This window comes from Paeniglutamicibacter psychrophenolicus, assembly GCF_030812255.1.
GTDB lineage: Bacteria > Actinomycetota > Actinomycetes > Actinomycetales > Micrococcaceae > Paeniglutamicibacter > Paeniglutamicibacter psychrophenolicus_A.
Genome location: NZ_JAUSSH010000016.1, coordinates 33865 through 58120, shown reverse-complemented (window position 1 = coordinate 58120; position 24256 = coordinate 33865). Strand labels below are relative to the sequence as shown.

20 protein-coding genes and 2 tRNA genes are annotated in these 24256 nt (G+C 67.5%); 5 read left to right on the top strand and 17 right to left on the bottom strand.

Annotation, left to right across the window (positions count from 1 at the left end; translation table 11 throughout):
* Positions 1 to 65: 65 nt before the first annotated feature.
* The 3 genes from J2T21_RS17505 to J2T21_RS17495 form a co-directional block, all read right to left on the bottom strand.
* Positions 66 to 1304 (bottom strand): alpha/beta fold hydrolase, encoded by a 1239-nt coding sequence (locus J2T21_RS17505; protein ID WP_307583144.1) that lies wholly within the window; start codon positions 1302 to 1304, stop codon positions 66 to 68.
* The gene (locus J2T21_RS17500) at positions 1301 to 1828 is read right to left on the bottom strand and encodes a PadR family transcriptional regulator (RefSeq protein WP_071214826.1); all 528 of its coding nucleotides are present in this window, start codon (positions 1826 to 1828) and stop codon (positions 1301 to 1303) included. Before J2T21_RS17500 ends, J2T21_RS17505 begins: the two co-directional genes overlap by 4 nt.
* Positions 1829 to 2037: 209 nt before the next feature.
* Positions 2038 to 3867 (bottom strand): phosphoenolpyruvate carboxykinase (GTP), encoded by a 1830-nt coding sequence (locus J2T21_RS17495; protein WP_307583142.1) that lies wholly within the window; start codon positions 3865 to 3867, stop codon positions 2038 to 2040.
* 308 nt (positions 3868 to 4175) lie between these two features.
* On the opposite strand from J2T21_RS17495, the gene J2T21_RS17490 reads away from it, so the two are divergent.
* Positions 4176 to 4252: transfer RNA gene (locus tag J2T21_RS17490), tRNA-Arg, on the top strand.
* Between the two features lie 348 nt (positions 4253 to 4600).
* Here J2T21_RS17490 and J2T21_RS20895 read toward each other — a convergent pair.
* The 7 genes from J2T21_RS20895 to J2T21_RS17460 form a co-directional block, all read right to left on the bottom strand.
* Complete coding sequence (locus J2T21_RS20895; RefSeq protein ID WP_373458068.1) at positions 4601 to 4942, bottom strand: DUF2804 family protein; 342 nt, start codon at positions 4940 to 4942, stop codon at positions 4601 to 4603.
* 13 nt (positions 4943 to 4955) lie between these two features.
* Positions 4956 to 5981, bottom strand: coding sequence for a LacI family DNA-binding transcriptional regulator (locus J2T21_RS17485; protein ID WP_307583140.1), 1026 nt, complete (start codon positions 5979 to 5981; stop codon positions 4956 to 4958).
* 80 nt (positions 5982 to 6061) lie between these two features.
* Positions 6062 to 7480 carry a GH1 family beta-glucosidase gene (locus tag J2T21_RS17480; protein ID WP_307583139.1) on the bottom strand — a complete coding sequence of 473 codons (1419 nt, stop codon included), beginning with the start codon at positions 7478 to 7480 and terminating at the stop codon, positions 6062 to 6064.
* Entirely contained in the window at positions 7480 to 8376 is an 897-nt protein-coding gene (locus J2T21_RS17475) for a carbohydrate ABC transporter permease (protein ID WP_307583138.1), read from the bottom strand. Before J2T21_RS17475 ends, J2T21_RS17480 begins: the two co-directional genes overlap by 1 nt.
* Positions 8373 to 9509 (bottom strand): carbohydrate ABC transporter permease, encoded by a 1137-nt coding sequence (locus J2T21_RS17470; RefSeq protein ID WP_307583137.1) that lies wholly within the window; start codon positions 9507 to 9509, stop codon positions 8373 to 8375. Before J2T21_RS17470 ends, J2T21_RS17475 begins: the two co-directional genes overlap by 4 nt.
* A gap of 67 nt (positions 9510 to 9576) precedes the next feature.
* Entirely contained in the window at positions 9577 to 10902 is a 1326-nt protein-coding gene (locus J2T21_RS17465) for an ABC transporter substrate-binding protein (RefSeq protein WP_307583135.1), read from the bottom strand.
* A 199-nt stretch (positions 10903 to 11101) separates the two neighbouring features.
* Positions 11102 to 11803: a LysE family translocator gene (locus J2T21_RS17460; protein WP_307583133.1), complete on the bottom strand. Its 702-nt coding sequence runs from the start codon at positions 11801 to 11803 to the stop codon at positions 11102 to 11104.
* A gap of 328 nt (positions 11804 to 12131) precedes the next feature.
* Between J2T21_RS17460 and J2T21_RS17455 the strand changes: the two genes are divergently transcribed.
* Positions 12132 to 12208: transfer RNA gene (locus J2T21_RS17455), tRNA-Arg, on the top strand.
* Between the two features lie 48 nt (positions 12209 to 12256).
* On the opposite strand, the gene J2T21_RS17450 is transcribed toward J2T21_RS17455, so the two are convergent.
* From J2T21_RS17450 to J2T21_RS17440, 3 genes are all read right to left on the bottom strand, one after another.
* Entirely contained in the window at positions 12257 to 13438 is a 1182-nt protein-coding gene (locus tag J2T21_RS17450) for a low temperature requirement protein A (RefSeq protein WP_307583132.1), read from the bottom strand.
* A gap of 100 nt (positions 13439 to 13538) precedes the next feature.
* A complete protein-coding gene (locus tag J2T21_RS17445) occupies positions 13539 to 14264 on the bottom strand; it encodes an esterase/lipase family protein (protein ID WP_307583130.1) in 726 nt (241 codons plus the stop codon).
* A 12-nt stretch (positions 14265 to 14276) separates the two neighbouring features.
* Positions 14277 to 15302, bottom strand: a complete 1026-nt coding sequence (locus J2T21_RS17440; protein ID WP_307583128.1) for a lactonase family protein — start codon at positions 15300 to 15302, stop codon at positions 14277 to 14279.
* A gap of 157 nt (positions 15303 to 15459) precedes the next feature.
* On the opposite strand from J2T21_RS17440, the gene J2T21_RS17435 reads away from it, so the two are divergent.
* Genes J2T21_RS17435 through J2T21_RS17425 form a run of 3 tightly spaced genes read left to right on the top strand, consistent with a single transcriptional unit; the run spans position 15460 to position 19255 of the window.
* Positions 15460 to 16335, top strand: a complete 876-nt coding sequence (locus J2T21_RS17435) for an ABC transporter ATP-binding protein (protein WP_307583126.1) — start codon at positions 15460 to 15462, stop codon at positions 16333 to 16335.
* The gene (locus J2T21_RS17430; RefSeq protein ID WP_307583124.1) at positions 16332 to 18650 is read left to right on the top strand and encodes a YhgE/Pip domain-containing protein; all 2319 of its coding nucleotides are present in this window, start codon (positions 16332 to 16334) and stop codon (positions 18648 to 18650) included. Before J2T21_RS17435 ends, J2T21_RS17430 begins: the two co-directional genes overlap by 4 nt.
* Complete coding sequence (locus J2T21_RS17425) at positions 18647 to 19255, top strand: TetR/AcrR family transcriptional regulator (RefSeq protein ID WP_307583123.1); 609 nt, start codon at positions 18647 to 18649, stop codon at positions 19253 to 19255. Before J2T21_RS17430 ends, J2T21_RS17425 begins: the two co-directional genes overlap by 4 nt.
* Here the strand turns inward: J2T21_RS17425 and J2T21_RS17420 are convergent.
* The 4 genes from J2T21_RS17420 to J2T21_RS17405 form a co-directional block, all read right to left on the bottom strand.
* Complete coding sequence (locus J2T21_RS17420) at positions 19236 to 20996, bottom strand: hypothetical protein (RefSeq protein ID WP_307583121.1); 1761 nt, start codon at positions 20994 to 20996, stop codon at positions 19236 to 19238. The genes J2T21_RS17425 and J2T21_RS17420 overlap by 20 nt on opposite strands.
* On the bottom strand, positions 20993 to 22147 hold the full coding sequence (locus J2T21_RS17415; protein ID WP_307583120.1) for a DUF1611 domain-containing protein: 1155 nt from the start codon (positions 22145 to 22147) through the stop codon (positions 20993 to 20995). The genes J2T21_RS17420 and J2T21_RS17415 overlap by 4 nt, the downstream gene beginning before the upstream one ends.
* 237 nt (positions 22148 to 22384) lie before the next feature.
* Complete coding sequence (locus J2T21_RS17410) at positions 22385 to 22906, bottom strand: SixA phosphatase family protein (protein ID WP_307583119.1); 522 nt, start codon at positions 22904 to 22906, stop codon at positions 22385 to 22387.
* A 106-nt stretch (positions 22907 to 23012) separates the two neighbouring features.
* Positions 23013 to 23810 carry a winged helix-turn-helix domain-containing protein gene (locus J2T21_RS17405; protein WP_307583118.1) on the bottom strand — a complete coding sequence of 266 codons (798 nt, stop codon included), beginning with the start codon at positions 23808 to 23810 and terminating at the stop codon, positions 23013 to 23015.
* Between the last annotated feature and the right edge of the window lie 446 nt (positions 23811 to 24256).

Below are 24256 nucleotides of genomic sequence, written 5' to 3'. Positions count from 1 at the left end.
CCGGGGTCATTGCAGGGAACGTCCCGCAACGACTCCGGTCCTTTTGTTTCGTCCTTGCGTGCCGTCTACTGCCCGGGCTCCTGCAACCGCGGGTGTGCGGTGCCCTTTTCGACCCAGGCGCGCACGGTCGCATTGAAGAGGATCGGGTCCTCGATGTTCCACTGGTGGTGCATGCCGGCAGCGGTGCGGAACCGGGCCTGCGGCAGCGCGCGGGCCAGCACCGGGAAGGACTTGGCCACCAGCTTGGGTTCCTTGCCGCCGGCAATCACCAGCACCGGGCCCTTGTAGTCCCCGAGCTTGGCCGGGACGCCGCCGGGGTCGACCTCGTCCATGATGGCGCGCATGTTGTCGGCCCGCAGGTGCGTGCCGTGCTCGGTGAACAGGTCTTTCTCGTCGGCAACCATGCCATAGGCGCCGGCCTGGAAGCGCCAGTACCATTCGCTGCCGAAGAGGCGCAGCTGCATCCGGCTCATGGTGCGCATCGAGGCCGAGACCCCGGCGGCCGGGACCCCGGAGATCAGCAGGGACTCGACGAGCTCGGGGTGCCGGGCCAGCACGCGCAGTGCCACGACGCCACCCAGGGACAGGCCCACCAGGTGGGCGCCGCCGTTGGAGACCTCGTCGGCAATGACCGCGGCCACGTCGTCGGCTGCGCTGTCCAGGCCCGCCCAGTCTTCCTGGGCGCGTGCACCGAACCCGGGAAGGTGCGGGGTGAGCACCTCGTAGTCGCCGAAGGCCCGCACCTGCGGGTCCCAGGTCCAGTTCGCCACGTTTCCGCCGTGCAGGAACACGATGGTCTGGGCCGGCTTGCCGTCGCGGCGGGCACGCGTGGGCGCATGAAACTCCGGGTAGCCGCCCGGGTCGCGCGGACCTGCGGGCTTGGCCGAGACGGTGGCTGCTGCCGGTGCCGCCGTTCCCTGCGGCTCGGTGCGGGCGTGCGGGACCGTCGGCCGGGGTTGCCGTGGCGCCTTGGCCGGGCGCGCGGGCTTTTCCTTGGCCGGAACCTGCGGCCGGCGCTCCGGGGGCTTCGGGTCCGCCGGGCCGCCGGCCGGAACCGCGTCCGCTTCGGCTGCTGGCTTCGCCTCGTCCTTCGCGGTGCCCTTGTCCTGCCCGGGTTCGGGGCGGGGCCGGTGGTCCTTGGGCGCGCGTTTCGGGTTGGCTTCCCGGGCCGGCTTGTCGGCCCGGGAGGCCTGGCCTGCCCCGTCCTCCGGGGCGGGCTCCGAGTTTTCGTCGGACAGCGAGCGGTCCACGAATTCCTCGTCGGCTCCCGCGTCGCCGCCGGAGGCGCCCTCGTGCTCGCTCATGGCAGGTACTCCGTCACGGCATCCAGCCATTCAAGCTCGGCGGCCGCATGCCGGATTCCGTTGTCGAGGGTTGCTGCCATCAGGAAGCTGCGGCGGTCCGCTGCTGCGCGCATGTCAATGTCCTCACGCTGGGAGAGGTAGTCGTCCAGCACTTCCTGCGTGGCCTCGCGCCGGGCCCGGATCAGTTCGAGCACCGACTCTCGGTCGAGTTCGGCGGCAAAGAACACCCGGGCCAGGAACGGCTCGCGGGGCGTGTGCGCGGTGACCTCGCCGCCCAGCCATTCCACCAGGGCCTCGCGCCCGGCGTCGGTGATGTGGTGTTCCTGGCGGTCCGGGTAATTCTTCTGGGCAACGGTGGTGACGGTGGCGTGCCCGTCCTTTACCAATTGGGCCAGTGTGCGATAGATCTGCGCCTTGTCGGCATTCCAGAAGTGATTGATGGACGAGTCGAAGTGCTTCTTCAGTTCATACCCGGTCATGGGCGCCAAACTCAAGAGCCCGAGGATCAAACGCGCAAGAATCATGCTTTCATCCTGACACATCCCCTAGGGGATTGGTCCAGCAGCCACGCATTTTGCTGTCGAAACCATGCCCGACCTCTGGCGATGAGGCCGACGCCGGGACCCTGGAAGGGGAAACGGAAGGGCCCCGCCGGCCATCCCCCAACCATCCCGTAACCGGGTGGCGGGTGATGGCAGCGGGGCCCTTCTCGAAGGTTGCCGTGCCGGGAACGCTAGGCTTCCAAGCGCTCCTTCAAGCCATCAAGCTCGGCGCGCAGCGATGCGGGAAGCGCCTCGCCGAACTTGGCGTACCACCCCTCGATGCTTGCCAGCTCGGTGGCCCATTCGCCCTTGTCGACGACCACGGCGGCCTCGACGTCTGCCGGGGTCAGGTCCAGGCCGGTCAGGTCGATCGAGTCGCCGGTCGGTACGAAGCCGATCGGGGTCTCCACGGCGTCGGCCTTGCCCTCGATGCGCTCGATGGCCCACTTCAGCACGCGGGAGTTGTCACCGAACCCGGGCCAGGCGAAGCCGCCGTCGGCGTTGCGGCGGAACCAGTTGACCAGGAAGATCTTGGGCAGGCGCTCCGGGTTAGCCTTGGACTCGATCGAGTCCCAGTGGTTCAGGTAGTCGCCGGCGTTGTAGCCGATGAACGGAAGCATGGCCATCGGGTCGCGGCGGACCACGCCCACGGCACCGGCTGCAGCGGCAGTGGTTTCCGAGGACAGGGTCGAACCCATGAAGATGCCGTGGGCCCAGCTGCGGGCCTGGGTGACCAGCGGGATGGTGGTCTTGCGGCGGCCGCCGAAGAGGATCGCGTGGATCTCCACGCCGTCCGGGCTGTAGTACTCCTGCGAGAGCATGTCGACCTGGTCGATCGGGGTGCAGAAGCGGGAGTTCGGGTGTGCCGCGACTCGACCGGACTCAGGGGTCCAGTCGTTGCCCAACCAGTCGATCAGGTGTGCCGGGACCTCGTCCGTCATGCCTTCCCACCACACGCCGCCTTCGTCGGTGAGTGCAACGTTGGTGAAGATCGAGTTGCCCTTGGTGATGGCGTTCATGGCGTTGGGGTTGTTGGACCAACCGGTGCCCGGAGCCACGCCGAACAGGCCGTATTCCGGGTTGACGCCGCGAAGCTCGCCGTCCTTGCCGATGCGCATCCAGTTGATGTCATCGCCCAGGGTCTCGGCCTTCCACCCCTCGATGGTCGGATCCAGCAGGGCCAGGTTGGTCTTGCCGCAGGCAGAGGGGAAAGCCCCTGCAATGTTGTAGCTCTTGCCTTCCGGGCTGGTCAGCTTGAGGATGAGCATGTGCTCGGCCAGCCAGCCCTCGTCGCGGGCCATGACCGAGGCGATGCGCAGCGCGTAGCACTTCTTGCCCAGCAGTGCGTTTCCGCCGTAGCCCGAACCGTAGGACCAGATGGAGCGCTCTTCCGGGAAGTGCACGATCCACTTGTCCTCGTTGCACGGCCAAGCCACATCCGCCTGCCCGGGGGCCAGCGGGGCGCCGACCGAGTGCAGTGCGGGGACGAAGAATGCGTCCTCTGCCTCGATCTGGCGCAGGACCTTGTCGCCGATGAGTGCCATGATGCGCATGGAGGCGACAACATAGGCCGAGTCGGTGATTTCCACGCCGTACTGCGGCTGCTCGGCATCCAGCGGGCCCATGACGAACGGAATGACGTACATGGTGCGGCCGCGCATGGCGCCGTCGAACAGGCCCTTGAGCATCGACTTCATCTTGACCGGGTTTTCCCAGTTGTTGGTGAAGCCGGCGTCCTTCTCGTCTTCCGAGCAGATGAAGGTACGCTCCTCGACGCGGGCAACGTCCTTGGGGTCGGAGAAGGCAGCGAAGGAGTTGGGGAACGAAGGGTCGGTCAGCTTCTTCAGCGTTCCGCTCTCAACCAGCTCGGCGGTCAGTCGATCGTTTTCCTCCTGCGTGCCATTCACCCAATAGACACGGTCAGGCTTCGTCAGTTCCGCGACTTCCTGCACCCAAGCAGCTAGCTTTGCGTGCGTGGTCGGTGCTGCGTCGATGACCTTCTGGTCCGAGCTCTCGCTCATGTCCATTCCCTCCATTGGGCTGAATTTGCAATAATTCGATGCTATTGGGCGGAAATCGCGGGCCCATGTGACCCGGATCCCAAAAATTTCGCAAATTTGGTTTAGCTTCAACGAAAAGCCCGGCTTCACGGGCATTGCCCCTCCCCCATCAAACCACAAAAGTGACGAAGGACACGTAGACCGGTATACTTCATGCAACGCCACCCGAAGACGGCCCACCGTTCACTCCCCCGAATTTTGCGTGGCAGGCATTCGTCTGTATAGTTATTCGAGGTCGAACCGCGAGGTTGGTACCGAAAACAGAATATGCGCCCATAGCTCAGCTGGATAGAGCGTCTGTCTACGGAACAGAAGGTCAGGGGTTCGAATCCCTTTGGGCGCACCAAGAAGAAAGGCCACGAGAAATCGTGGCCTTTCGCATTTCCTCCAGCCCTGGCCATACCCCGGGCGTCGCTACCGACGACCCGCCGGGAAAGCCACGACACGGTCACGATGTTGGACTGTTTTCGGCTGCCGTCGCGCCGGAAATCCTATCCACCGTCCATTCCCCGGGCGTTGCCGACCCAAGTGGCGCTGTTGTCCTTGCTTAACAGGCCCTTCTGGATCGACTCGACCCACCGCGCCCGTGCGCGACTTGCCTCGCGGTCATCTGCCGGTCAAAAGCGGTCCGTGGCGCCACCTCGAGGGCGGCCAATGGCTTCACGAAAAGGCCGCGGACGCATCCGAATCCAACTCATGGAGCTGGATTGCCGGGGCCGGGCCCCGGCTTCGACCAGGCAGTGCCTGGGCGTTGAAGCTCCTTTCGGGGGCTCGTGTCCCACCACCGGTTGCGCATTTGCTCGGCCCAACCGAGCAGTCCGTCAATCCGGACCCGGCGCTCCTCCACCAGCACCGAACCGGTGAAGTGCCCAAGGCATTGGTGGCCGCGGCTGGCGACGAGCAGCAGCTCGGTGCGGCTCGTCCTGTCCCCGAACGGCGTGAATTCCAGTTCCACGTTCTGCCCGGAGATCCGCCAGGGCGCCAGCCAATCGGCAGTATCGTAGTGCCAGTCGAGCTCCTCGCCGATCCTGTGCAGCCGGCCGGAAACTCTAGTGCGATCCGCGCTTGATCAGCTCGGTGGGGATGATGGTCCGTTCCGGAACCTTCCCGCCGGAGATCAATTCCACGAGCAACTTGGCCATGGTTGCACCCTGGCGCTCGGCGGGCTGCGCGACGGTGGTCAGCGGCGGGGACGCGCTTTGCGCATAGGAGTCGTTGTCCACCGTGGTGATCGAGACGTCCCGGGGCACCAGGATCCCGCGCTCATGCAAGACCTTCAGTGCACCAAAGGCCATCTGCGCACTGGCGATGAAGATCCCGTCCAGCGGTTGCCCGCGCTCGAGCAGCGCCGTCATGGCGGCTTCTCCCCCGGAAGGGGTGAAGTCCCCGAACTCCACCAGGTCGGCATCCAGCCCTGCGGAATCGAGGGCCTCGCGCCAGCCCTGCAGGCGATCCTGCCCGGCTCCCATGTTTTGCGGACCGGCAATCGTGGCCACCCGGCTGCGGCCCGATTCCAGGATGGTTCGCGTTGCGGTGGCGGCGGCGGCAACGTTGTCCACGTCCACCACGTGCACGGGGCCGGTCTCCTTGCTCATGGGCCTGCCGCCAAAGACCATCGGCAGCGCTCCGGCCAGTTCCACGTAGGAGCGGTCGTCGCTGTGGTGGGAAAGGATCAGCGCACCGTCGACGTTGCCGCCACGCAGGTACCTGCCGGTCTTGGCGGGATCGGCCTCGGTGGCGATGAGCAGCGTGAGCGTGAATTCGGTGTCGGCCAGGTACATCGCGGCACCCTGGATGACTGTGGCGAAGTAGGGGTCGGCGAAGAACCTGGCGGCGTTCTCCGGGATCACCAAGGCGATGGAATTGGTGCGTCCGTTGGCCAGCGAGCGTGCCGCCCGGTTCGGGACGTAGTTGAGTTCGGCGATGGCCCTGTTGACCTGCTCGATCACCTCGGCCTTGACGTTGGGCGATCCGTTGACGACCCGGGAGACGGTTGCGCGTGAGACCCCCGCCCGCGCCGCCACGAGCTCGAGGGTCGGCTGCTGCTTGGCTGGATCGCCCATTGCTGCTCCCATGCCCCTTCCGTGACAAGTCCGTGTCCCCGCCGCGGCGACGGAGAGGTGCCGCGGAGCGTCAAGCGTCCGCGGCACCCGGTTCATGCCAGTGTACGGCTCGCCGCTATCAGCTTGGCGTAGGCGAGCCCGCTGTCCTTGATGGTTCGTTCCTGCGTGTCGTAGTCGACCCGGACTATGCCGAAGCGCTTTTCATACCCCCAGGCCCATTCGAAATTGTCCAGCAGCGACCAGACGAAGTAGCCCCGGACATCGGCTCCGTCCGTGATGGCCTCGGCCACGGCCCCGATGTGCTCCGTGATGTAGCCGGAACGCCGGGTATCGGCCACGCTCCCGTCCGGTTCCACCGCGTCTTCGAAGGCCGCACCGTTCTCCGTGATGTACAGCGGCGGCAGGTTCGGGTAGTCGGCGGTGAGCCGGTCCAGCAGCGTGCGCAGCCCGGCGGGGTTCACCTCCCAGCCCATGGCGGTCAGCGGCAGGTCGCGGGCGGGGAAGGAGACGTGTTCGCTGCCGACAAAGGGCGAGCTCTTGGGCCGATCGGTGGGGACCACCGCGGGGGCCGCGTCCGCGTCGGCCGGATGCCCGCTGACGTTGTCGTCGTGGTAGTGGTTCACGCCCAGGAAGTCGAGGGGCCGGGCGATGGTTTCCAGGTCGCCGGGCAGGATCAGTTCCGCCAAGCCGTGGTCCTTGAGGTCCTCGAGCAGGTCGGCGGGATAGGTGCCGTGCAGGATCGGGTCGAGGTACATGCGGTTCCACAACGCATCGATGCGCCGCGCGGCGTCAAGGTCCACCGGGTCGCTCGGGTCGTGGGGCACCGCATTGGTGAGGTTCAGCGTGATGCCGATCTTTTCGACGCCCGCCTCGCGCAGCCGCGCGGTTGCCAGTCCGTGGGCCAGGTGCTGGTGGTGCATCGCTGCCAGCGCAGCGCGCGGTTCCCTGCGGCCCGGCGCGTGCTCGCCCGCCGCATAGCCGATCAACGAGGAGCAGAGCGGCTCGTTGAAGGTCGTCCAGTGAGTGACCCTGTCCCCCAGTGCACCGTGGACGGCCTCGGCATACTCCACAAAGCGGTGGGCGGTGTCGCGGTTGGCCCAGCCTCCGCGCTCCTCCAGCGCCTGCGGCAGGTCCCAGTGGTAGAGGGTCAGCCATGGCAGGATGCCTGCCTCCAACAGCTCATCGACCAGGCGGCTGTAGAAGTCCAGGCCCTTGGCATTGACCCTGCGCCCACCCGGGACGACCCGGGCCCAGGAGGTGGAAAACCGGTAGGAATCCAGGCCAAGGTCTTTCATGATGCCTACGTCTTGGGCGTAGCGGTGGTAGTGGTCCACCGCCACTTCCAGGTGGTCGCCGCCGGCGATGGCCCCGGGGACCCGGGCGAACGCGTCCCAGATGGAGTCCTCCTTTCCGTCCTCGTGCGCGGCTCCCTCGATTTGCGCGGCGGCCGTGGCCGATCCCCACAAAAAGCCCCGGGGCCAGGAAAAATCGTGAAGTTTTTTGATGTCCATTAGCCTTTTACTGCTCCTGCCATGATTCCTGATACAAGTTGTTTGCCGGCCAGCACGAAGAGCAGCAGCAGCGGGATGGTCGCCATGACGGCTCCGGCCATCACGATGGTGTGGTCCACGTACTTGGCCGATTGCAGTTGGCTCAAGGCCACCTGCAGGGTGGGGTTTTGCGGGGCCACCAGCAGTGGCCAGAGGTAGTCGGTCCAGGCCGTCATGAAGGTGAACAGCCCCAGGATCGCCATGGCGGGTCTCGCTGCGGGGACCCCGACGTGCCAGAAGGTCTGGATCATGGATGCCCCGTCCACGCGGGCAGCCTCGACCAATTCGTCGGGGATGACATCAACCAGGTACTGGCGCATGAAAAACACCCCGAACGCCGTGACCAGCGTGGGGACCATGACAGCCCCGATCGATCCGGTCCAGCCGAATTCCTTCATCATCATGAACAACGGGATGATGCCCAGCTGCGTGGGCACCGCCAGCGTCGCGATGACAAACACCATCAGTCCGGATTTTCCGCGGAAGCGCAGCTTGGCGAAGGAGTAGCCGGCAAGCGTGGAAAACCCGACCACCGAGATCGTGATGACGCTTGAGACGATGACGCTGTTGCCCAGGGCGGCCCAGAAGTCGATGGTCGAAAAGACCTCGGCCACGTTGGCGAGGAATGCGCTTCCCGGAAAGAGCGGCGGCAGCGGCCCGGCGAAGGCACCTGTGGAGCCGGAGCCTGTCACAAACGACCACCACAGCGGATAGGCCCCGCCCAGGAAGAAGGCGATCAGCAACCCGTAGGTGAGGAATCCCGGCCGCCTGTCGATGCCAAGGGGTCGTTTGCGCCGGGTCTTGGCGGGCGCGGTCCGGGTACCGGGCCCCGGGGACAACTCGGTATTGGTGCTCATGACGGATCCTCCTTCGAATCATGGGCGGCCGAATGGCGGGCGGCCGGCTCGTGTGCGCGCCGCGACTTGCGCTCCCGTGCCGCCCGGCGGGCCGCCCGGCCGGGCTTGGCGTGGTGCTTCGCATCGGCCGAGGCGATGGAGCGGGAGATGAAGAAGTTGATCAGTCCCACGCCGATGATGATCAAGAAGAGCAGCCAGGCCACGGCCGAGGCCTTGCCGAAGTCTCCCCGGTTGAAGGCCAGGTCCCAGAGGTAAAGGACGGTGGTTTGGTATTCGCGGTTGGGACCGCCGAGGGTCGAGCTGCTGGGGTTGAAGAGCTTGGGTTCGGTGAAGATCTGCAGGCCGCCGACGGTTGCGGTGATGATCACGAAGATCATGGTCGGGCGGATGCCCGGCAGCGTGATGGAGACGAAGCGGCGCAGGGCCCCTGCGCCGTCCAGCGACGCCGACTCGTGCAGGTCCCGCGGCACGGCCTGCATGGCCGCCAGCAGGATCAGCGCGTTGTAGCCGGTCCAGCGCCAGTTCACCATCGAGGCAATGGCCAGGTGGGAGGGCAGGACCTCTGACTTCCAGCCGACCGGGTCGATGTCGAGCATCTGCAACAGGTTGTTGATCAGCCCGTATTTCTCGTCGAAGGCGCTGGAGAAGATCAGCGTCACTGCCACGGGGGTGACCACGTAGGGAAGCAGGACGCCCATGCGCCAAAAGGTCTTGGCGCGCAGGTTCTGGTCAAGCAGGGCGGCAATGAAGGTTGCCGCGATCAGCTGCGGGACGGCGGAAAGCAGGAAGATGCTGAAGGTGTTGAACAGCGAATTCCAGAAGTAGGGGTCGGTGAGCTCGGCCGCGTAGTTCTCCAGGCCCACCCATTCCCCGGCACCCGAAAGCAGGTCCCAGTCGTTGATCGAGACGACGAAGGTGTAGACCAGCGGGAAGAGTCCGACCAGGGCGAACAGGATGAAGAACGGCGCAACGTAGAGGTAGGGAGACGCCTTGACGTCCAGGGCCCCCAGCCTGCTGCGCAGCGTGCTGCGGGGGCGCGGGGATTCCGCGGCTTCGGGTGTTGCCGGAGCTTTCCCGGCACGTGGGCCATGCTTTTGCGCCGGCCCCGAGGGCGGGCTGATGGTGCTGGTCATTGGTTTCCTCTCCCAGGGGTCCGGGCTCGGCATGGTGCCCATGCCGAGCCCCGAACCGTTCGGTGGCCTATTTGAGGTCGAGGTTCTTCAGCGTGGCCAGTGCGTCGTTCCACGCAGTGGTCCCGTCGGTCCCCTTGTCCAGTGCGATGGTCGCCGGGCCGAAGACCTGCTCCTGGATGACCGAGTCGTTCGGGCCCTTGTACTGGGCCTTGACTCCCTCGGCACGCGAGGCCAGGATCTCCCCGACCGGGGCGTCGTTGAAGAACTTGCTCAAGGCGTTGCTGCCGGTGACGCCGGGATCGCCTTGGGCTGCCGTCACGCTCGGGAAGGTTCCTGCGGCCTGGAAGGCGGCCACCTGGGCCTTGGCGTCGGTGAGCCACGCGGCGAGTTCGGCGGCCTCGGCCGGGTGCTTGGACTGGGTGGGCACCGTCAGGAAGGTTCCGCCCCAGTTGGTGGCGCCGCCCGGGAACACGTCGGCGAAGTCCCAGCCGGAGTCCGCGTTTCCGCCGGCGGCCTCGACCTGCCCCTGGACGACCCCGAGCATCCAGCCCGGGCAGACGAAGGTGGCAAAGGAACCGTCGACAAAGGCCTTGCCCTTGCCCCAGTCCCATTGGGTCTGGCCCGCGGACAATCCGGCCGCTGCCCCGCCGGCGAGTTCGCCCCAGCGTTCGGCCAATGCCGCGTTGCCTTCGACGTCCAGCGTTCCGTCGGCCCGGTAGTAGCCCTCGGGCAGCTGGTTGACCATGGAATTCCAGACGAAGCCCGACTGGTCGTACCAGGCTTTGCCGGTGGCTTCCTTGTACTTCTTGCCGGTCTCGAAGTAGTCGGCCCAGGTGGAGTTGTCCCCGCCAAGCAGCGAGGCGACCTCTGCCCGGTCGGTCGGCAGGCCGGCCTCCTTGAACAGGTCCTTGTTGTAGCAAAGTCCCACCGGTCCGATGTCGGTGCCGTAGCCGATGACCCGGCCCTCCGGATCGGTGGCCTGGTCCATCTTCCAGGACACCCAGCGGTCCTTGATGTCGGCGGCGCCATGCTGGCCCAGATCGGTGAAGGCGTCGGAGACCGCCATGACTTGCCCCAGCCAGCCTTCCTCGACGGCCTGCACGTCGGCGAGTCCCGAGCCCGCTGCCTGCTTGGTCTTCCAATCGGTCAGGGCGTTTCCACCGGTGTCGATGTTGGTGGCCTCGATGGTGATGCCCGGGTGCTCGGATTCGTACTGCTTGTAGAGGTCGTCAAGACCCATGGTGCCGAAGGTGGTGACGGTCAGGGTCACCGGGTTGTCCGACGAGGCGGGCTCCGCCGAGGAGGCGCCTGTTGAGCAACCTACGGCCAAAAGCGCGAAGGCCGCTGCCCCGGCGACGGCCGCGGCGGTTCTAGTGTGGCGTGAGAACTTCACGTTCACTCCTTTGAGTGCGTTGGTGGTGCTGCGAATACATGGTGGTGAAACATTCTTGAGAGCGCTCTCAATTTGCGCCGACGAGCACCCTTCGCAAACTTGGCCGGGGATTCGCCGAACCGTGAGAGCGCTCTCAAACTTGAATGTGAGCGCTCTCACGAACTTTCTAGATACAAGATTCCATGACCCGGAACAAATGTCAACGCCCCGGGAGCAACGCATCCGGCTTCGGCCCGGCCATGAATTGCGGCGCCACCGGGATCGCCGACGGCCAACACGCGGCTTTCCCTGCCGGCGATCCAGCGATGGCCTTCCGAAACGGCAACCGAGAGCCCGTCCCGACAATGGAGATTCCCCAATGCGGCCAGGGCACGATCCTGGCCGCCGACAGGACCCGCGCCGTGTCCGCGACCAAGCCAATCGGCAGCGGGATCAGGCCCAGGGCAGCGATCTGCAACACGATGCTTCCCGCAACGGGAACGATGGATTGCGGCACAACGGCGGTGAACAAAATGAGGCTTTTGGGGTTGGCCAGCCCCACCGCGACGCCTGTGCGAGGGGCTGCACACGGGGAACCGGCCCGCAGCCTTGCCGGGGCGTCCCGCCGGACCGGTGCCGCGTGGCGCATTGCCTGGAGGCCCAGGTGCAGGAGGTGGAGGATGCCCGCCCTCTTGATGGCCTGGAAGAGCAGCTCGGACCGCTCGAGCAAGGGACCCAGGCCAAGGGTGCCGACCAGGCCCACGAGATAGCAGCCCAAGGCGTTCCCCGCGACGCTGGCCAGCGCGTTCCCGCGCCCCTGGCTCAGCGCCCGCCCCGCGACGAACATGACACCGGGGCCGGGCACGGCAATCAGGAGGACACCTGCCAGCGCCGGGGCACCAACTTGGGCAAGTGCAAGCATCCCCTGCGCCCCCGAATCCGAGGCTCCACGGTCGGACGCATCGATCCGTCCACACGTGATTCACCGTTCCGGCGGGCCGGGTTCCCTCGCACCCGCATCGGCCTGCTTCGAGCCGTCCGGCACCCGCCCCCGCCTCGGTTGGTTCGACACAGGACGGCATGTCCCGATGGGCCGGGGCTTGCGGGTCCCTAAACCGAGCTCGTTGCCGCGCGGTCGGCGCGCAAAGCGTGAGATCGCGCACGATTCGACCTCGCGGATCGACCATCCCGCGAAAGCTATGTATAGTTGTTCGAGGTCAAGTCGCAAGACTGGTCCAACAACTGCATATGCGCCCATAGCTCAGCTGGATAGAGCGTCTGTCTACGGAACAGAAGGTCAGGGGTTCGAATCCCTTTGGGCGCACCAAGACGAAAAGCCGCGAGAAATCGCGGCTTTTCTGCATTCACGCCGGAATCAACGCCCCCCGTACCAGCGCCGGGAAAGCAGCGCGTTCGCCCCATCGATGGCCCCCAGGGCCAGCGCAACCAGGGCAAAGGTGCACCAGGCGGGCAGGGCCCAGCTGAGCAGGCAGGCCACGACCGTCAGGGCAATTCCCAATCCCAGCACCAGCAGCACCCGCCGCCACGGGCGCCCGAGGCGCAGGGCAATCAACGCGTTAGATAGGTAGTAGCCGCCAACACCCATCGCGAGCAGGGCCCTGGATTCCAGGTCCAGCGGATCCTGCGCATGCGCCACGGCAATGCCGACGGCCGCCGAGACAAATGACAGGGCGGTGACCACGAGGAAGGGCAAATACATCACGACATCGCGCATGACCCCATAGGATTGCGCCAGGCGGGCGTCCCCCAGTCCCGCGGCCGCCGTTGGCACGCCCCAGCGGAAGAACGCCCGGGCCAGGAACGCGCAGGCCACGAATCCGGAGAATGCCGCCGCGGCTCCACCCCCGCTCGGATGCTCGATCAGCCCGGTAACCCCCAGATACACCGCCTCGCCGATCACGATGACAACAAAAAGACCGATCCTCTCGAGCAAGTGGGGAATGGAGACCTGCTCGTACACCTCGTAGGCGAACCCGGCACGCAGCACCAGCAGCAGCATCTCGGCGAGCACGGCGAGGGCCCACATCCAGTAGCGGTAGGGAGCGGGCACGGCGATCGACCCCAACCACAGCGCGGCGGTACCCACATTGTACCCCAGGGTCCGCCACAGCGGCACCCGGATCGCCCCGCGGACCGTGGCCGTCATCCACATCAGCAGCAACACCAGCCGGATCCAGACGGCACCGAGGGCGTAAAGCCAGGCATTGTCGGAGATTCCTCCCGCGACCGCGACGGCCATCGCCGCCGGTCCCGGCATGGCGGCCACCACCAGCATCCCGATGGGGGCATAACGCCGGCCATAGAGGTTGTTGGTGACCATCAAGTTGACCCAGGCCCACCAGAGCGGAAAGAACAACAGCACGAACCCGGCCACCGCGCCCGGCGTGGGCCCATGTTCGAGGACCTTCGCCGAAACCGCAATGACCACCACAAAGACCAAGTCGAAGAACAACTCGTACCAGTCGGCGGGGCGATGCTCCCCGGCATCCCTTCCCGGAATTACCGCTCGGCGCGGGTCGGATTCCGTGGAAGACACCGGACACCCATCTCTTTTCCCTCACCGGCAGCGGAAAACCTGACAGCCCATTATGGGCACCCCGGGGCCCCGCGCACCAGCGGAGTACGGCCCGGACCGCTCAGCGGCCGGCGGCCAGTATCGCGACCGCTTCGTTCACGGCGGCCAGCACCAGCGGATCCTTCAACGTCCGAAAATGCCCGGACACCGGCAGCCGCACATTCGTGCCGCCAGCCAAGGCGCTGCCACCGGGGATATGCGGGTCGAATTCAGGGAAAATGGAGGTGATCCGCCCATTCGCCTCCACCTGGGCCTGCAGGGAGAGCAGGACCGCATCGCCGGGCGAGAACTGCCTCAGGGCCCGCGGAAAGAGGTACCTGGCGTAAACGGATCCGGCAAACGGGGTATTGATGGCCACCATCCCCAGGATCTTGGGTCCCTCCGGTCGGAGGGCCGATTCCGGCGGCAGCAAGGCATCGAGCATCGCGTGCTTGCCGATCAGCCCGCCCTTGCTGTGTGCCAGCAACACGCATTGCTCCACGCCGTGCGCTTGGCCCAGTTCCACCAGGCGCCGGCGCACCCGGGCGGCGGACTCGGGCACGGAGCGCTGGTTGAATCCCAGATCCGGAACGGTGAAGACGCGGAACCCGGCCCGCCGAAGGCCCACGGCCGCGGGTTCGAGGAACAGCCATGTCTCGTACACACCGGGCAGCAGCACGAGGGCCGGGAGCCCCGGATCCCCCGCGGCGAAATCCCTCGGCGCGCGTCGCCTAAACACCGAGCGGGCTTGGACCCGCCCGGCATGGGAATAGTCAAGCAACCGCCACCACGGGTTTCCCGGGCGCATCAGGCAGCCACGCTACACGTCCACTTGCGCTGCGATGCAGGTGGGGCTTTCCAGCGCCAGGGAGCTGAGGCGCCGGCTGGGCAGCCCGTCCGCGGAGTCCAGCCCGATCGCCTCGATGGTGTTCGAGAGCTGGTTGGCCACCAAGAGGGAGTTGCCGACGTGCAGGTGGTGCCGGGGCCACTCCCCCGCGCACGGGCCGCTGCCCAGGAAGACCGGACGCCCTGCGTTCAGTCCCAGCACCGCCATCACCCGGGCGCCCCGGACCCCGATGTAGAGCCGATTGGTGGGCAGGTCCAACGAGATCTCCGCCGGGAAATGCTCACCGGCCCGGATCGATTCGCCCAGGGCGCTCCGGGAGACTTCCCGGTAGTCCCCGGTGGCATCGGCGCCCAGCGCGATGACCTCGGCGCCGTGTTCGGTCACCACATAGATGAGTCCCGAGGGATGCTCCACCAGGTGCCGCGGGCCGTCCCCCTTGCGCAATGCGACCTGCTGGCGCAATTGCAGCTCCCCGGCGACCAGGTCCCAGATCCGCACCGAATCATGGCCCAGGTCGGTGGTGATGACCCGGCCCGAGCGCAGCACCGTGCTTTGGTGCGACCGCGAGGCGCGCCTTTCGTGCCCGGGCACGGCAAAGGGGTCGACCGAGGCCGGTGCGGTCGCCGGTTCCGCCAGCGACCCGTCGGGGTTGATCGGGTAGGCGAGCACCTTCCCGTCCCCGTAGCAGCTGGCAACCAACGTTCCGGATGCGGTCGCGACGGCCAGATGGCACACCAGCTCCCCGGCCCGCACGGGCCTGCCCAGGGGTTCGAGCCGGTCGTTGCCGAGGATGCGGTAGGCGGCGACCTCTCCGCGGTGTTCGAGCGCTGCATAAAGCACCGGCAGCGTCGGGTGGGTTGCCAGCCACGACGGCGAATCGGCGGCGTGGGCCAGGCCCAGGTCGTTCAGCACGCCGTTGCGGATCCCGATGGCCCGGATGCCCAGGCTTGTTCCGCCGCCGTCGGGCGAATAGCCGCCAACCCAAAACCGCTTGTCCATACCCCCAATCCTCCCCCGCCGCCCCGCCCGTGTGGTGGTCAGCGCTGAAATGTTGCCCGATCGTGTCGTTGGGCCCGTTTTGCGCCACACCCCGAGGTGGGGAATCCGACATCCATACTATTTGAACTGACCGGTCAGTTCGGTTTACGCTTTAGCTGTGCTCATTGCCGATAACCTGGCCATTGCCGGACGCCACCTGCCCCTGCTGAAACCCACAAGCCTTGCCGTTGCGCGCGGCGAACTCCTGCTGGTGGCGGCCGAGCCCCAGCCCACCCGCACCGCGCTGGCCCTGGGCCTCAGCGCGCGCATGCGACCCGGCGAGGGCACCGTGAGCTGGTCCGGGACCACCGCCCTGCGCTCGGTGCGGCGCATCAGCGCACTTGTCGACTCCCCGGAAATCAACGAACCCGAGGCGCACCTGAAGGTCCGTGACCTCGTGGCCGAGGACCTGGCCCTGCAGCCCGGACCGATCTGGCGGCGCAGCGGCATCGAGGCCTGGATGAAGAAGCACGGCATGGAATCGCTGGCCAACCAATGGCTCGACGCCATCGACCCGCTCGAACGCCTCACGCTGCTCACCCACCTGGCCCTCGAGGACCGCGCCATCGAGCTGCTGGTCTTCGACTCCCCCGACCGCCACGGCATCCCCGAGGACGACTGGACCGGCTACCTTCAATCCGTGGCCACCTCCCGCCGCGCACCGGCGGTCGTCTCGGTGGTCCAACGCATCCCGGATAACTGGGAAGGCTCCAGGGCACACGCGGGCCAGGTCCAAGAGAAGCTGGCCGTGGGCCGGGAACGGCCACCGGCGCACCCAACCGAATCCGGGCCGCGCTCCGAAACCGCGGCCGCGCAAGTCGAGATCGCGGAGAACGCATGGGCCCCGGCATTCTCCCCCACCGGGGAAACCCCGGTTCCCGAGGCCTCGCCTTCACCGCAGGAACCCGAAATCGCGCCCGCGGACGAGCCCGCAACCGACTCCGCCCCGGACCAACCCACCGCCGCCCTGAGGGCACCGAAGGAAAATTCATGACCACGTTGCGCCTCGCCCTGTCCGAACTCAAGCGCATGACCTCCGGGGCCCTGCCGCGGATCGCGATCATCGCCATGTGCCTGGTCCCGCTGCTCTACGGCGCCCTGTACCTCTACGCCAACTGGGACCCGTACGCGCACCTGAACAACGTCAAGGCCGCCATCGTGAACCTCGATGCCGGTTCCGACAAGGACGGCAAGGAACTGCGGGTCGGAGACGACGTCACCACCGAGTTGCTCCAGGACGGAACCTTCGGCTGGACCGTGGTCGCCTCAGATGCCGAGGCCAACGCCGGGGTCGCCTCCGGCGACTATGCATTCTCCATGACCATCCCGAAGGACTTCTCCGCGAATCTTGCCTCCCCGGGTGACTTCGAGAAGGCCAGGCAGGGCATCTTGGAGATCACCACCAACGACGCCAACAACTACATGGTCGGCACCTTCGCCGACAAGCTCGCCGGGCAGGTGCACAACACCGTGGCCAAGGAGGTCGGCACGCAGACCGCCGACGCCCTGCTGACCGGATTCTCCGACATCCACACCTCCATGGCCAAGGCCGCCGACGGCGCCGGGGAACTGCACACCGGAACCGTCAAGCTCTCCGACGGGGTCACCACCCTGGCCGACGGGGTGGGAAGCCTGCAGGACGGAGCCACCAAGCTCAACGCCGGCGCCGCGGATCTTGCGGACGGAGCCGACACCCTGCACGGCGGCACCGGCTCCCTGGTGGCCGGGCAAGGGAAACTGGTCTCCGGCGCCGACCAGCTCGCCGATGGAGCCGACACCCTCGCCCGGGGCACCTCCGAGCTGAACACGGGGATGGGCGAACTGAAATCAAAGACCTCCTCGCTTCCGGCCAAGACCGCGCAGCTCGACGGCGGGGCGCAAAAAGCCGCCGACGCCTCCAAGAAGCTTTCCTCCGGTGCCGCCCAGGTCGCCGCCGGAAACAAGGCCCTGGATGACAAGGTCACCCAGGCTGCCGACACCCTCACTGCCCTGGAGAAGGATGCCGAGACCCGCATTGACTCGGCCACCAACACATTGGATGCCCGGCTGGACACCTTGGTGCAGGACGGGGTCCTCACCCAGGACCAGGCCCAGAAGCTCCGCGGCGACGTCAAGGACGCCGCCGCCTCCAGTGGCGTGGCCAAGCAGGTCGCCGACACCAAGAAGCAGCTAACCACCGCCCGATCGCAGATCTCCGCGCTCGCCGACGGGTCGGCCCAGGTCGCCGCGGGCGCCAAGGAACTTTCCGGCGGGCTGAGTACCCTCGCCGACGGAACCCACCAGCTGGCCGGGGCCATGCCGGCCCTGAAGACCGGCATCTCGGATGCCGCTGCCGGCGCGTCCAAGCTCAACGGCGGCGCCCACACCCTGGCCACCGGGGCGGGCACCCTGGCCGACGGGCAGCACGACGCGCTGGCCGGGGCGAAGAAGCTCGACTCCGGCGCCGGCGCGCTGGCCACCGGCGCCCACAGGCTCCATGAGGGAACCGGCTCACTGGTTTCCGGGGTCGGCGAACTGCGCGCCGGCGTGGGCGAGCTGGGCGACGGCGCCACCGAATTGCGCGACGGCTCCGGGGAACTGTCCACCAAGCTGGCCGACGGCACCGACGAGGTGCCCAACCCGAATGCCGCTGCCCGCGAACAGGTCTCCTCGGTCATCGGGGATCCGGTGGACATTGCCCGCACCGACCAGGCCAAGGCCGGGGTGTACGGCGAGGGCCTGGCCCCGTTCTTCATGACCCTGGCCATCTGGATCGGCGCGTTCATCCTGGTGCAGATCATGCGCCCCATCACCAAGCGCGCGCTGGCCTCCAACGCCGCGAACTGGAAGATCGCCGTCGGCGGTTGGCTGCCCTTCCTGGGCATCTCGATGCTCCAGGGCACCATCCTCTACGCCGTGGTGCTCTACGGGCTGGGCCTGGACACCGCCCACCCGTGGATGACGTGGGGGCTGTTCCTGCTGGCGTCCATGGCGTTCACCGCGATCATCCAGGGCATCTGCGCGCTGGCCGGGACCCCGGGAAAGATGGTGGTGCTGGTGCTGATGGTGCTGCAGCTGGTCTCCTCCGGCGGCACCTTCCCCTGGGAAACCACCCCCGAGGCGCTGCACGTGGCGCACCGCTGGCTGCCCATGGGGCACGTGGTCACGGGCCTGCGGCACCTGATGTACGGGGCGGACCTGTCGGTGCTCGGACCGATCGTCTCGGGCCTGGTTGGCTACACCGTGCTGGGCCTGGTGGCCAGCACCGTGGCGGTACGATTGCACAAGACCTGGTCCCTGAAAACCCTGCATCCGGAGCTGAGCGCATGAGCGACCCAAGCGCCCCGCGCACCCGCGTGCGGGCCACAGATTCAAAGCACCGCCTGTTCACCGCCTCCATGGAGCTGATCGGTGCGCGCGGGCACCACGAGGTAAGCGTCGATGAGATCGCCAGGGCCGCCGGGGTCTCCAAGGGCACGGTCTACTACAACTTCGGGTCCAAGTCCGAGCTGATCGGCGAGCTGCTGAACTACGGCGCGGCGATCCTCTTTGAGCGCTTCGAGCGGGCCGCCAAGGTCCCCGACGCCGCCGACGGCCTGCGGCTGATGATCGCCGATGCCCTGGAATTCATTGCCGAATACCCGTCGTTCGCGCAGTTGTGGATCTCCGAGCAATGGCAGTCCGACAGCGACTGGGCCACCGCCCTGGCCACGCTGCGCCACGAGGTGATCGCCCTGGTGCGCAACGCCCTGGCCCGGATGGCCGCGGACGGCCCGCCGGCCCCGGGCACCCCGGAGGCGGACCTGGATACCCTGGCCACCGCGATCTTCGGCGCGGCACTGATCCTGGGCCGGGACCGGCTGGTGTTCCACCCCGAACGCGGCATCGAAAGCTGCGTGGAGGCGGTCATGGCCTTCACCGCGCCGCTGCGCTGAGTCCCTCCGCGCCCTCGGCCGGCGCCTGCGGGCCGTCCAGGTTCCATTCCCGGTAGCCGGAGCACCAGTCGGCGTCGGAGCCGACGACCACCACGCCGCGGTACCCCTGAAGCATGGCCTCCAGCTCGCGCCGGGCCGCGGCGTCGAGGTGGGAGTCGATGTCGTTGAGCAGCAGCAGGGCCGGGGAGCCGAGCACCGCGCGGGCCACCATGAGCCCGGCGCGCTGCGCGGCGTCCAGCGGCATCCCGCCGCGGCGCAGCTGCGTGTTTTCCCCGTGCTCCAGCCGGGCGGTGTCCAGTCCCAGCCGCGCGGCCAGCGCCAGCGCCTTGGCCGGGCTTGCCTCGGGGCGGCGGTAGCGCAGGGCCCGGAGCACGGTTCCGCGTTCGGGCAGCATCGAGCCGAAGGCCGCGCCAATGAGCCGGCGGCGCTTCTTCTCCTCCACGGCCGCGGGAATCGCCCCGGCCACCACGTACCCGGCGGCGCGGTTCGAAGCGTCGGAGCCCAGGTTCCCGAGGACCGGTCCGTCGGGAGTGCGGGCCGTGGCCAGCACGCCGAACAGCTGGGCGCGGACCCGCGCGTCGCCGCCGGTCATCCGGATCCTGGCACCGGGTTCGGCGAGCAGCTCGGGGACGGGGCGCCCCTCGAGGGTGATGCCGCGCAGCCACACCCCGGACACCCGTTCGGCCTGGATCTGTGCCGCGGCGTGCCGGGCATCCTCGCGCAGTGGTGGACCGGCGGACAGCTCGCCCTCCTCCTCGAGCAGCGGGGCGATGATCCGCGCGGCGGCGCGGTGGTTCTGCCGGTACTCCACGATCCGCCCCCATTCGCCCACCGGGGCCGCGCACAGCCCCAGCAGGGTCAACGCCGTGGCGATCTGCCCGGCATCCAGCTGTGCGTGCCGGGCGAGCAACACCACCAGGGCGGTGGCCAGCAACGGCATGCCCAGCGAGAGAGCGCGCAGCACCGCGGCCAGCCGCGCGCGGTGCACCGCCGCGTCCATGACCTTTTGGCCGCTGGCCTTGACCCTGGCCAGTTCCCGGGCCACCCCGCCGGCGGCGACCACCGCGGAGGACGCGGCGACGGTGTCGGCGATGCGCGCGGCCAGGTTGCCGCGGTGCCGCCGCAGGGTGCGGGCCCGTTCGAAGGCGGGGCCCGCCAGCAGCAGCAGGGCACCGGCCAGGGCAAGCACCGGAAGCCCCAGGGCGAGGGCCAGGACGGGGTGCAGCATCCAGAGTCCGGCCATGGAGATGGCCACCAGCGGGATGCCGGCCAGCATCGGCGCGATTCCCTGGGCCACCCAGTTCCGTACCGAGGAGAGGTCGTTGCTGGCCCGGGCCACGGTGATCCCCAGCGAGGGGACCTTGCTGGCCAGCATCGAGTGCGAAATCAGGCCCACGCGCAGCTGTGCCACGTAGTGCTGCCCGAGCTTCTCGGCCAGCACCCGCTCCTGGTAGCGGCCGTAGCCCAGGAGCAGCACCAGCGCTGCGATGCCCACGGCGGCCGGGAGCACGGCGGCGCCGTTCACCAGCCGGCCGACCTGCAGGGCCACGAGCAGCCCGAGTCCGGCGCAGCCGACGGCGACGGCCAGCAGCGCGGCGAAGAGGGCCCGGCGCGATCCGGTGACGAGCTTCGGCAGCCGCGGGGCCGGCGCGCGGTCCTTCGCCGGCACGGCGGGAACGATGTCCAGCGGTGCCGTGACCGGGGCCTGCTGCTCCTTCATCAGCGCGTCGAGGTCGCTCACAGCGAGTCGGCGCGCACCGGGACCAGGGCGGTGGCGACCTTGGGGTTGCACAGGGAGTAGGTGTCGATGACCGGGACCTCGAGCTGGGCCGCGGCTTCCGCGGTGGCCAGCGGGGAGGCGGTGAGCAGGCCGGAGACCGCGGCAACCGGCACCCCGGCATCCTGCAGCACGTCGAGCCCGGCACGGGCACCCAGTGCGTCCTGGGCGGAGAACACCACGGTGTCCACGCAGGCGGCGAAGAGCGGGTCGCGCAGCAGCCGGGAGGTCTCGCCCTGGTACAGGCCATCGGCGATCTCGATGACCACCACGTCGGCGCCGGATGCGGCCTGCTCGTCGATCATCGCGGCCAGCAGGTCGCGGACCTGTTCGTAGGCGAGCTTGAAGGTGGTGGGGTAGCCGAAGTCGGTGAAGTCGCAGACCGGGAACGCGCCGGCGTCGATGAACAGGTTCGGGTCGTTGCCGGCCCCGGTTCCGGTGGCCTTGCCCGCTGCGACGTGCAGCCCGGCGTTGGCCAGCCCGTTGACCAGGCAGCCCAGGGTGGTGGACTTGCCCGAGTTCATCGAGGTGCCCAGCACAGCGATGACCGGCGGGCGCACGGTGCCCACGGCGCGCACCACGGCCAGCGACGGGGTGCCGACCTGCAGCGGGGCGAAGTCGCGCAGGTTCACCACGCCGTCCTTGGTGGCCAGCAGGCCGACCGGTTCGATCGCGGTGGCCGCGTCGATGGAGGCGTGCATCTCGGCCACGTAGCCGGCCAGCCCGCCGCCTGCCACCAGGTGGCAGGGCTCCAGGTTCTCGGGCACATGGGCCAGGAACTGGTCCGGGGCGTAGCGGTTGCCGTAGGCGACCATGATCTCCTGGCCGACGAACATCAGCTGGCGTCGGGAGACCGGGGATTCGAGGCGGGTGTGCTTGCCGATTTCGGCGACGCGGGCGATGACCACGTCCCCGGGTTGCGGGGTGACGTCGGCACCGGCGATCAGGTGGAAGTCCTCGGGGCGCTTGGAGAACTCGGTGGCCACGAAGCGGGTGGTGTAGGCGGCACGGATCTCCAGCGCCCGCCGGGCCCCGAGCGGCAGGTGGCGCAACTGGCCTTCGGCGGCCGGGGCAGCATCGACGGTGTGGGTTTCAAGGCTGGGGCTGATGCTCATGGGGACAATCCTTTTCAAGGCCGGGAATCAGGTGCCGCGCTGTCGCGGCCGCAAGCCTTGGTTGCTTGCGTTGCTCCTAGTCAAAGAACCCAAAGTAAGCAAAGGATGAACAATCCATGAGGGCGTTCTCATAATCGGCCCACCCGCTCTCATGTTCGTGGTGGCGCACCGCTGAAAGCCGGGGTTTCGGCCCTCCCCAAACTCTCATTGAACTATTTGCGGCGCCCGTGCCGGATCTCAGCGCGGGACCACGAAGTCGGTCACCCGCATGTCGCGTCCGTCGATTTCCGCCCACGGCTTCTCGGTCTGCAGCACGGCGAGTCCCAGCGTCGGGTAGTTCATGGCCAGCTCGTAGACAGCTTCCTCGTCCGAGTCCGCCGAGGCCAGGCGCATGGCCAGTTCCTGCAGCACCGGCTGGTGCCCGATGACCAGCAGCGTGGTGACGGTGTCAGGGGTTTCGTTGATGATGGAGCACAGCCTGGTGCTCGAGGCGCCGTAGATGCGTGAATCCATGTAGGGCGTGGGAGCCTTTTCGCCGAGCTCGCTGATGACCCAGGCGCAGGTGGCACGCGTCCTCTGGGCATCGGAGAGCACGATGTAGTCGGGGACCACGTCGTGCTCGCGCAGCCAGGCACCGGCGGCGGGCGCCTCGCGGTTGCCGCGGGCGGCCAGCGGCCGGTCGTGGTCGGACACACCCAGCGGATAGTCGCTCTTGGCATGGCGCAGCAACACGAGTCGCTTCAGATGATGTTCGCTCATGCCTCCAAGCCTAAGGCGCGCGGGGGCATCCGGTCTCCTGAGGGGCTTAAGCGCCCGCGGGGCCCGCATCCGTGGATGCGGGCCCCGCAGGACGCAAAGACAAAAACTAGATGGTGTATTCCGGAGCGGCCCAGACGACGACCTCGGGGTGCTCGTAGAATCGGTAGCCCTGGCCGCGCACGGTGCGCACGGTGTTGGCCAGGCGGCCCAGCTTGGAGCGCAGGCGACGGATGTGCACATCGATGGTGCGCTCGTTCGGGACCTCTTCGGCGTTGCGCCACAGGTTGGTGAGCAGCTCGTCGCGGCCCACGGTGCGGGTGCCGTTCTCCACCAGGTAGTTCAGCAGCTCGAATTCCTTGAACGTGAGGTTCAGGGTCTCGCCGTCCAGGTGCACCTCGCGGCGGGACAGGTCGATCAGTACGCCCGAGGGGCGCGGCGCCGCGGGGCGGGCGTCGACGCGCGGGCGGCGGTTGACGGTGGGGTCCCCCAGTGCCTGGCGTACGACGTCGATGTTTTCGCCCTGCGCGCTGGCCGGGGCCAGTGCGACGGCGGCATGGGTCTGTGCCTCGGGGGAAAGCGTGGCCAGGAAGGCGCGGACCTGGGTTGCCAGCTTGCCCAGCGAGGTTCCCTGCGCCTGGGCCACCGACTCGTCAAGACCTACATAGAGCACGAATCCGCGTGCGGTGGTGTCACCCGCCACCGGCTGCGGGCCGGGGTTTCCGCTGGGAGCCACAATGGGGGTCGGAGCAGTCATCGGTCGAGTCTCGTGGGCCGCCGGGACCGCATGGAGCTGGCGATAGCCGGCCGGGGTGTAGCCGCCTGGAGCAGTGTTGCGCTGCGCTGCCGCGGCGCGGGACTGGGCGTTGCGGATTGAGACATGGACGTATCCGGACGTTACCGACATGCTTCTTTACCTCTAACTCTTGTGAATGCCACGGAATGGCGCGAATACCTAGGTGCTCCGCTCATCTCGCCGGTGCGGGGGGCGGGAGCGATGCGAGTGGCACTGAGCGTCGAAAGGGTTCCGACGCTCAGCTGGGCATTCGACAATGACACTGGCGATGAGTCATCGCCACGCCTTCAAAAAGGCTTCGAGGTGTCATTGCTGCGCTATTCACAAATACTAGTTTCCTCGTAATATAAGGAACCCGCAAGTAACAAACTTCGATAGTGTCCACCATGTGAGACATCAAGCGCTTAAAGTGATGATCATCACATTGTGCAGATGTGTGATGTGGTGGCCTTGAACAACGCGGTATGCCCTGCGATTTCCCATCGGGCAAGCAATCTGATCAATGGTCCGGATCCGTAGCGCCTATGCGTCCAGACTTACACCCGAAGCGGGCTCCA

Excerpts from the sequence above, each read along its gene's own strand:
- J2T21_RS17495 (WP_307583142.1), bottom strand. The coding sequence starts at position 3,867 with ATGAGCGAGAGCTCGGACCAGAAGGTCATCGACGCAGCACCGACCACG.
- J2T21_RS17505 (WP_307583144.1), bottom strand. The coding sequence starts at position 1,304 with ATGAGCGAGCACGAGGGCGCCTCCGGCGGCGACGCGGGAGCCGACGAG.
- J2T21_RS17485 (WP_307583140.1), bottom strand. The coding sequence starts at position 5,981 with ATGGGAGCAGCAATGGGCGATCCAGCCAAGCAGCAGCCGACCCTCGAG.
- J2T21_RS17415 (WP_307583120.1), bottom strand. The coding sequence starts at position 22,147 with ATGAGCATCAGCCCCAGCCTTGAAACCCACACCGTCGATGCTGCCCCG.
- J2T21_RS17445 (WP_307583130.1), bottom strand. The coding sequence starts at position 14,264 with ATGCGCCCGGGAAACCCGTGGTGGCGGTTGCTTGACTATTCCCATGCC.
- J2T21_RS17440 (WP_307583128.1), bottom strand. The coding sequence starts at position 15,302 with ATGGACAAGCGGTTTTGGGTTGGCGGCTATTCGCCCGACGGCGGCGGA.
- J2T21_RS17425 (WP_307583123.1), top strand. The coding sequence starts at position 18,647 with ATGAGCGACCCAAGCGCCCCGCGCACCCGCGTGCGGGCCACAGATTCA.
- J2T21_RS17480 (WP_307583139.1), bottom strand. The coding sequence starts at position 7,480 with ATGGACATCAAAAAACTTCACGATTTTTCCTGGCCCCGGGGCTTTTTG.
- J2T21_RS17430 (WP_307583124.1), top strand. The coding sequence starts at position 16,332 with ATGACCACGTTGCGCCTCGCCCTGTCCGAACTCAAGCGCATGACCTCC.
- J2T21_RS17410 (WP_307583119.1), bottom strand. The coding sequence starts at position 22,906 with ATGAGCGAACATCATCTGAAGCGACTCGTGTTGCTGCGCCATGCCAAG.
- J2T21_RS17500 (WP_071214826.1), bottom strand. The coding sequence starts at position 1,828 with ATGATTCTTGCGCGTTTGATCCTCGGGCTCTTGAGTTTGGCGCCCATG.
- J2T21_RS17470 (WP_307583137.1), bottom strand. The coding sequence starts at position 9,509 with ATGACCAGCACCATCAGCCCGCCCTCGGGGCCGGCGCAAAAGCATGGC.
- J2T21_RS17475 (WP_307583138.1), bottom strand. The coding sequence starts at position 8,376 with ATGAGCACCAATACCGAGTTGTCCCCGGGGCCCGGTACCCGGACCGCG.
- J2T21_RS17460 (WP_307583133.1), bottom strand. The coding sequence starts at position 11,803 with ATGCTTGCACTTGCCCAAGTTGGTGCCCCGGCGCTGGCAGGTGTCCTC.
- J2T21_RS17405 (WP_307583118.1), bottom strand. The coding sequence starts at position 23,810 with ATGTCGGTAACGTCCGGATACGTCCATGTCTCAATCCGCAACGCCCAG.